This is a genomic window from Nocardiopsis sp. NPDC101807 (genome assembly GCF_044766605.1).
Classification (GTDB): Bacteria; Actinomycetota; Actinomycetes; order Streptosporangiales; family Streptosporangiaceae; genus Nocardiopsis; species Nocardiopsis tropica.
Map to the genome: position 1 here is coordinate 283,314 of NZ_JBIWMK010000005.1, position 7,792 is coordinate 291,105.

A 7,792-nucleotide genomic window follows, 5' to 3' on the forward strand; every position below is an offset into this window, starting at 1 on the left:
GGCGCGGCCCCGCACCGGGCGCGGGTCAGACGGCGACCGGATGCCCGCGCAGGACGGCGACCCCGCCCCCCGGCAGGTTCAGCCCGTTCGCCGACGCACCCGACAGCAGGTCCACGGCGTCCGGCCCCAGCCCCAGCCGCGCCGGGTCGATGCGCCGGGACCGGTCGTCGTGGTTGGTCACGAACACCCACGCCCCGTCCGGGCCGACCCGGCGCACCACGTCCAGCCCGTCCTCGGGGAACGGACCCGAGCCCGCCGCCTCGGAGACCACCCGGCCCAGCCCGCGGTCCGAGAGCCGGGCCGACACGTACCAGGCCTCACCGGCCCCGTAGCGCCGCCGCGTCACGGCCGGGAACCCGTCCAGCGGCCCGCCCGCGTACCTGGCCACGGCCTCCGCCCCGGCCAGGTGGACGTGCTCGCTCCACGTCGTCACCTCCTCGCGGACCATCCCCAGGTCCATGCCGACCGTCTCCCCGGCGAACATCGGGTACATCTCCTCCACCCGCACCCCCAGCAGATCCCGCAGCGCCCCCGGGTACCCGCCGGTCCGCACCGTCCCGGAGGGGTCGGCGAGCCCGCTCAGGTAGGTCACCACGAGGGTCCCGCCGCCCTCGGTGTAGCGCGCCAACCGCTCCGCGGCCGCGTCCGACAGCAGGTACAGGGCGGGGACCACCAGCAGCGGGACCCGGGGCAGCTCCCGGTCGGGGCGCACGAAGTCCACCGTGCGGCCCGACCGCCACAGCACACGGTGCACCTGGCGCACCGACTCCAGGTAGTCCACGCTCCGGGAGGGCAGCGACGGGCTCCCCAGCGCCCACCAGGACTCCGGGTCCCAGGTGACGGCGGCGTCCGCGACCACCTCCGCGTCGCTCGCCTCCGCCACACGGGGCAACAGGCTCCCCAGCTCGCACACCTCGCGGAAGATCCGCGAATCCGGGCCGGCGTGCGGCACCATCCCCGAGTGCCACTGCTCCGCGCCGCCCCGGGAGGCCCGCCACTGGAAGAACATCGCCCCCCGCGACCCCCGTGCCACGTGCGCCAGGCTGTGCCGCACCGTCTCGCCGGGGCTCTTCGGGCGGGTCAGCTCGCCCGTGTAGGTCACGCCCGCCGCCTGCTCCATCAGCAGCCACGGCCTGCCCCCTCCCGGGATCCGGGCCGCCCACGAACGCGCCAGGTCGGCCGCGAACGCGGTCTGCTCAGCGCCGCCCTGCCCCGTCAGGTCGGGGTAGTCGTCCACCGCCACCAGGTCCAGGTGCTCCGCCCACCGCCACGGGTCCACCGGCACCCAGTCCCCGAACGCCAGGTTCGTGGTCACCGGCACGTCCGGACGCACCTCGCGCAGCACGTCGCGCTGGTCGAGGAAGTGGTCGAGCATCTCGTCGGACAGGAACCGCCGGAAGTCCAGCACGTGCGCCGGGTTCGGCAGGTACTGCGTGGCGCGCGGCGGCAGGATCTGCTCCCACTCCGAGTAGTGCTGGCTCCAGAACGCCGTCGTCCACGCCTCGTTGAGCCTCCCCAGGTCGTGGTGGTGCCTGCGCAGCCAGTCGCGGAACGCCCGAGCGGTGTGGTCCGAGTGCGACCACGACCCGTACTCGTTGTGGACGTGCCACATCCGCAGTGCCGGGTGGCCCGCGTACCTCTCCGCCAGGGCGCGCGCGATCCGCGCCGAAGCCTCCCGGTAGGCCGGGGCGCACACGTCGTAGGTGTCGCGGCTGCCGTGCGTGAGCCGGGTGCCGTCGGCGGTCACCGGCATCGCGTCGGGGTACGCGAGGGTGAACCACGGCGGCGGGGACGCGGTCGGCGTGGCCAGCGCGACGCCGATCCCGGCCTCGCCGAGCCTGTCCATGGTCCGGTCCAGCCACTCGAACCGGTACTCGCCCTCGCGGGGTTCGAGGAGACCCCAGGAGAAGACGCCCACCGTCACCAGGTTGACCCCGGCGCGGAGCATCAGGTCGACGTCCTCCTCCCGGACCTTCTCCGGCCACTGCTCCGGGTTGTAGTCGCCGCCGAACCACAGCGGGGACGACGGGGAGGCCCGGAAGACCGGGGCGGAGGCCGCCCGGGGAGAGGCCGCGGGCCGGTCCGGGGGAGCCGCGGGGGGTGTGACGGGCGGGGTCGTGGGCGGCGCGGCCGGGGGCCGGGAGGGGGGAGGGGCCGCGGCCGCCGGGGCGGGCGGCGTCGCGGGCGGGGCGGGGGGCGGCGCCGTCGGCGGCGCCCCGTGCGGCCTCCCCTCCGGGGCGGGACGGTCCGGGGGAGGCGACGGCGGGGTGGGCATGGGGGCTCCTCCTAGGGTGGGCGCGGGCCGGTTCGGCGCGTCGGCCAACAAAGTATGGCGATACCGCGTCCCCCGGCGACACCCCCACGCGAGGAGCCCGCATGTCCGCGACACGTCAGGTCCGCACCCGCCACCCGGTCACGGACTGGGAGGACGCGCTGGTCACCGGCAGCGGGCGCCTGGGCGCGCTCGTGCACTCCACGGCCGCCCGCACACGTGTCACCCTCAGCCACGAACGGCTGTTCCTGCCCGTCACGGAGTCCCTGCCCGCCCCGCGGACCTCCCGCGTCCTGCCCGAGGTCCGGCGGCTCCTCCTCCGCGGGCGCTCGCGCGAGGCCGCCGCGCTCATCGTCCGGACGGCGGCCGAGGAGGATCCCGGGTACGCGCGGACCCGGTGGATCGACCCGCTGGTGGGGGCGGCCGTGCTGTCGTTCGTCCCGCTCGAACCCCGGCCGGGGGCGGTGGAGCGCCGGTGCGACCTGGACACGGGCCTGGTCACCGAGGATCTGCCGGGCGGTGTCGCGCACCGGGTCCTCGCCTCCCGCCCCGACCACGCGGTGGCCGTGGAGATCACCTCCGCCGGTGCGGTCGCGGGCCCCGGGGGCGGCGCGGTGGGGCCCGGCCCCGCGCCCGCCGCCGATCCCGGGGACGGGGACGGACTGGACGGGCTGCTGCGCCTCACCCTCCTGGAGGAGAGCCCGCCGGTCCCGCTGGCGGTGGAGTCCGAGACGGCCCCCGGGCTGATGGAGCTGCGCGTCGGCTTCCCCGCACGTCCGCCCGGGACCCTGCCGGGGTACACGGTGACCTGCGAGGTCGTCGCCGAGGGCGGGAGGGTCCGCGTCGTGGAGGACGGTCTGGAACTCCGGGGCGCCGCCCGCGTCAGGATCCTCGCCCGCGTGCGCGTGGCCGCCCCCGAACCGCCGCCGGGGCCCGGGTCCCGGTCCCGTCCGGGGGCCCCGCCCGTTCCTGCCCCGGAGACCCCCGGGCCCGGCGGCCTCGGCGACGCGCCGGCCTCCGGCGCCCCCGGCACTCCCCCCGCCGTGGACTTCGAGGGGATCCTCGCCCGCAACCGGGACGCGCACGGCGAGCTGATGGACCGGTTCCGTCTCCGCCTCGGGGGCTCCGGGGGACACCCCGCCCACGGGAGCGCCGCGGACCGCGCGGTCCCCGCCGGAGGCGGCGCGCCCCTCGGCGAGGACCTCCTGGAGGCGGGCCCCACCCCCGACCTGGTCGCCCGCCTGGTCGACGCCGGACGGTACGCCGTCATCTCCAGCTGCGGCGACCTCCCGCCCACCCTCCAGGGGGTGTGGAGCGGCACCTACGACCCGCCCTGGCGTTCGGGGTACACCTTCGACGGCAACCTCCCCTCCGCCGTCGCCGCCCTCCACGCCACCGGCACGCCCGAACTGATGACCAGCGTGTTCGACCTCCTCGACGGCATGGCCGACGACCTCGCCGAGAACGCCCGCCGCCTCCACGGGTGCCGGGGCGCGGTGCTCCCCGCGCACGCCTCCACCTCCGGGCGGCACAACCACTTCGGCCCCGAGTGGTGCCTCACCTGCTGGACGGCGGGCGCCGCGTGGATGTCCCGCCTCTACTGGGACCACTACTCCCACACCCGCGACCGGGCCTTCCTGCGCGACCGGGCCCTGCCCTTCCTCACCGCGGCCGGGGAGTTCTACGAGGACTTCGTCACCGACGACGGCCTCGTCCCCTCCTACTCCCCGGAGAACACCCCCGGCGACGGCGACGGCCAGGCCGCCGTCAACGCCACCATGGACGTCGCCGTCGCCCGCGACCTGGTCCGCAACCTCGTACGCGCCCACCGCGTCCTCGACGGATCCGCGCCCGGCGGCCACGGGGCCCGCGGCGCCCGCCGCTGGCTGGAGCTCGGGGCACGCCTGCCCGGCTACCGGGTCGCCCGCGGCGGTGAACTCGCCGAGTGGGCCGGACCCGCGGCCCCCGGGGCGGTCGAGCAGACCGAGAACCACGCCCACCGCCACGCCTCCCACCTCTACCCGCTCTGGTACGAGACCGACCCGGCCCTCGCCTCGCCCCGCCTGCGGGCGGCGGCGGTCCGCGCGGTCCGCGCCCGCCTCGGTTGGTGGCGCGGCCAGGAGGCCGACGAGATGGCGTTCGGCCTCGTCCAGCTGGGGCTGGCGGCGGCCAACCTGGGGTTGGCCGGGGAGGCGCACGAAGCCCTCGGCCTGCTCGCCACCCGCTACTGGCGGCCCACCCTGGTGCCCACCCACAACAGGGGGGCGCTGTTCAACGTCGACATCGGCGGCGGGTTCCCGGCGGTCGTCGCCGCGATGCTCGTCCGCTCCTCCGAGGGCCGGCTGGACCTCCTGCCCGCCCTGCCCCCGGACTGGCGCAGCGGGCGGGTCGAGGGCCTGCGGGCGCGCGGCGGGATCATCGTCGACAGCCTCGACTGGGAGGGCGGCGCCGCCCGCGCCGAGCTGCGCTCGGTGGAGCCGCGCACCGCCGTGGTCGGGCTCCCCGACGCGACCCGGCGCACGGTCCGCGTCGGACCGGAACGGGCCGTCGGGGTCGTCTTCCGGACGGGGCGCGACCGGGACCCCGCGGACTGACACGGGGCCGCCCCGACCCCGGGACGGGGGAGGGGCCGGCGGCGTCCGCCGCCCCGGCGCGGCGCTGCCGGGAGCGGGGGCGGCGGGTCCAGCCGGCCCCGCTCCCGCGTGTCCGCGGGGCCGCTGAGGCCCCAGGGCCCGCGGAGACGGAGGAGGTCGCGGAGGCGGAGGAGGCGGGGCCGCTGAGGCCCCAGGGCCCGCGGAGACGGAGGAGGTCGCGGAGGCGGAGGAGGCGGGGCCGCTGAGGCCCCAGGGCCCGCGGAGACGGAGGAGGTCGCGGAGGCGGAGGAGGCGGGGCCGCACCGTAGTCGAAGCGCTTCGAAATTCGTGCCCCAACACCCCTTGCCGCTACTTAGTCGCCTAATCAGACTAATGGTGAATTCGCGCCTGCCCCCGGGCCCCGGATTTCCCGGCGGCGGACGCTTCCCCCCACCGAGGAGCCCGCACATGCCTCCGCACCCGCCCGGCCCCGCCGGACCCCCCGAACCGTCCGATCCCCCCGAGCTCTCCGCCCGCGCGCGGCGGTTGCTGGCCGCCGCCGCCGCGACGGTGTTCGCCGCGACGGCCGTCGGGGCCGCCGGAACCACCGCCGGAGCCGCCCCCTCCGGGCCGTCCCCCGCACAGGACGCGTACACGTGGGACAACGCGCAGATCGCCGGCGGAGGCTTCGTCCCCGGCATCGTCTTCAACGAGACCGAGCCCGGCCTGGCCTACGCCCGCACCGACATCGGCGGCGCCTACCGCTGGGACACCGCCACCGAGCGCTGGGACCCCCTGCTCGACTGGGTGGGCTGGGACGACTGGGGCTGGACGGGCGTGGTGAGCATCGCCACCGACCCCGTCGACCCCGACCGCGTCTACGCGGCCGTGGGCACCTACACCAACGACTGGGACCCGAACAACGGGGCCATCCTGCGCTCCGACGACCGGGGCGAGACCTGGGAGGCCACCGAGCTGCCGTTCAAGCTCGGCGGCAACATGCCCGGTCGCGGCCTGGGCGAACGCCTCGCCGTGGACCCCAACGACAACAGCATCGTGTACTTCGGGGCCCGGGGCGGCCACGGGCTGTGGCGCAGCACCGACTCCGGTGTGACCTGGGCCGAGGTGGAGGAGTTCCCCAACCCCGGCGACTACGTCCAGGACCCCTCCGACGGCACCGGGATGGCGAGTGACGTCACCGGCGTCACCTGGGTCGTCTTCGACCCGTCCAGCGGCACGCCCGGCGAGCCCACCCAGGACGTCTACGCGGGCGTCGGGGACCTCGACGACCCCCTCTACCGGAGCCGGGACGGCGGCCGGACCTGGGAACCCGTCCCCGGCGCTCCCACCGGGTTCCTGCCCGCGCACGCGGTCGTGGACCACGAGGGCGGACAGCTCTACCTCGCCACCACCAGCACCCCCGGCCCCTACGACGGCGACGCCGGAGACGTGTGGCGGTTCGACACCGCCGGCGGAGGGTGGACGCGCATCAGCCCCGTGCCCTCCGACTCCGCGGACAACTACTTCGGCTACGGCGGACTCACCGTCGACCGGCAGGACCCGGACACGCTGATGGTCGCCACCCAGATCTCCTGGTGGCCGGACATCCAGATCTACCGCAGCACCGACCGGGGCCAGACCTGGACACAGGCATGGGAGTACAGCTCCTACCCCGAGCGCGAGACCCGCTACGACCTGGACATCTCCACCGCGCCCTGGCTCGACTGGGGAAGCGCCGGGACACCCCCGGAGACCCAGCCCAAGCTCGGCTGGATGACCCAGGCCATGGCCATCGACCCCTTCGACTCCGACCGGTTCATGTACGGCACCGGCGCCACCGTCTACGGCAGCGACAACCTCACCAACTGGGACGACGACACCACCTTCGACATCGAGGTGAAGGCCCACGGCATCGAGGAGACCGCCGTCAACGACCTGATCAGCCCGCCCGAGGGCGCACCCCTCCACTCGGCGATGCTCGACCTCGGCGGCTTCACCCACGAGGACCTGGACACCGTCCCGGACCGGATGTTCCACGAGCCCCACTGGGGGGCCGGGACCTCCCTCGACTTCGCCGAACTCGCCCCCGCGACCATCGCGAGGGTCGGCGGCGGAGCGGACGACGCCGCCATCGGCCTGTCCACCGACGGCGGCGACAGCTGGTGGGCGGGACAGGAGCCCGCCGGTGTGACCGGCGGCGGCACGGTCGCGGTCGGGGCCGACGGCTCGTCGATCGTCTGGAGCCCGGACGGGACGGGGGTGCACGTGTCCACCACCGCCGGTTCGTCGTGGACGGCCTCCACCGGGGTCCCGGCCGGGGCCAGGGTCGAGGCGGACAGGGTGGACCCGGACGTGTTCTACGCGGTCTCCGGGGGGACCTTCTACACCAGCACGGACGGCGGGGCGGCCTTCACGGCGCGCTTCGACGGGCTGCCCGCCGAGGGCAACGTCCGCTTCGGCGCGGTGCCCGGCCACACCGGGGACGTGTGGGTCGCCGGAGGGGCCGGCGACGACTACGGGATGTGGCGCACCACCGACGCGGGCACGTCCTTCGAGCGTGTCGGGGCGGTGGACGAGGGCGACGCGGTCGGCTTCGGCGCCCCCGCGCCGGGGTCCGACTACCCGGCGGTCTACACCAGTTCGCGGATCGACGGCGTGCGGGGGATCTTCCGCTCCGACGACGCGGGCGCCAGCTGGGTCCGGATCAACGACGACCGGCACCAGTGGGGCTGGACGGGAGCCGTGGTGACCGGCGACCCGAACGTCTACGGCCGGGTCTACATCGGCACCAACGGCCGGGGCATCGTCTACGGCGACCCGGCCTAGCGCCGGGGGCGCGGGGGCGGGGGGCCCCCCCCCCCCCCCCCCCCCCCGCGGCCCCCCCCCGCGGGGGGGGGGGGGGGGGGGGGGGGCCGCGGGGGGGGGGGGGGGGGGCCCCCCGGCGCGG

The 7,792-nt window shown here is 76.4% G+C and carries 2 protein-coding genes and 1 pseudogene; 2 read left to right on the top strand and 1 reads right to left on the bottom strand.

The genetic code is table 11. The features are described from left to right. Positions 1 to 25 precede the first annotated feature (25 nt). Entirely contained in the window at positions 26 to 2,275 is a 2,250-nt protein-coding gene (locus ACIRPH_RS17450) for a beta-galactosidase (protein WP_402915422.1), read from the bottom strand. Positions 2,276 to 2,376: 101 nt separating this feature from the next. Here ACIRPH_RS17450 and ACIRPH_RS17455 point away from each other — a divergent pair, with 101 nt between their 5' ends. Both ACIRPH_RS17455 and ACIRPH_RS17460 read left to right on the top strand, forming a co-directional pair. Then, on the top strand, positions 2,377 to 4,866 hold the full coding sequence (locus tag ACIRPH_RS17455) for a glycosyl hydrolase family 95 catalytic domain-containing protein (protein ID WP_402915425.1): 2,490 nt from the start codon (positions 2,377 to 2,379) through the stop codon (positions 4,864 to 4,866). Positions 4,867 to 5,313: 447 nt separating this feature from the next. Further along, positions 5,314 to 7,792 (top strand): annotated as a pseudogene (locus tag ACIRPH_RS17460) (WD40/YVTN/BNR-like repeat-containing protein); the annotation flags it as partial.

Bases quoted from the DNA above. Each gene is read 5' to 3' on its own strand.
- ACIRPH_RS17450 (WP_402915422.1), bottom strand. From the start codon at position 2,275: ATGCCCACCCCGCCGTCGCCTCCCCCGGACCGTCCCGCCCCGGAGGGG.
- ACIRPH_RS17455 (WP_402915425.1), top strand. From the start codon at position 2,377: ATGTCCGCGACACGTCAGGTCCGCACCCGCCACCCGGTCACGGACTGG.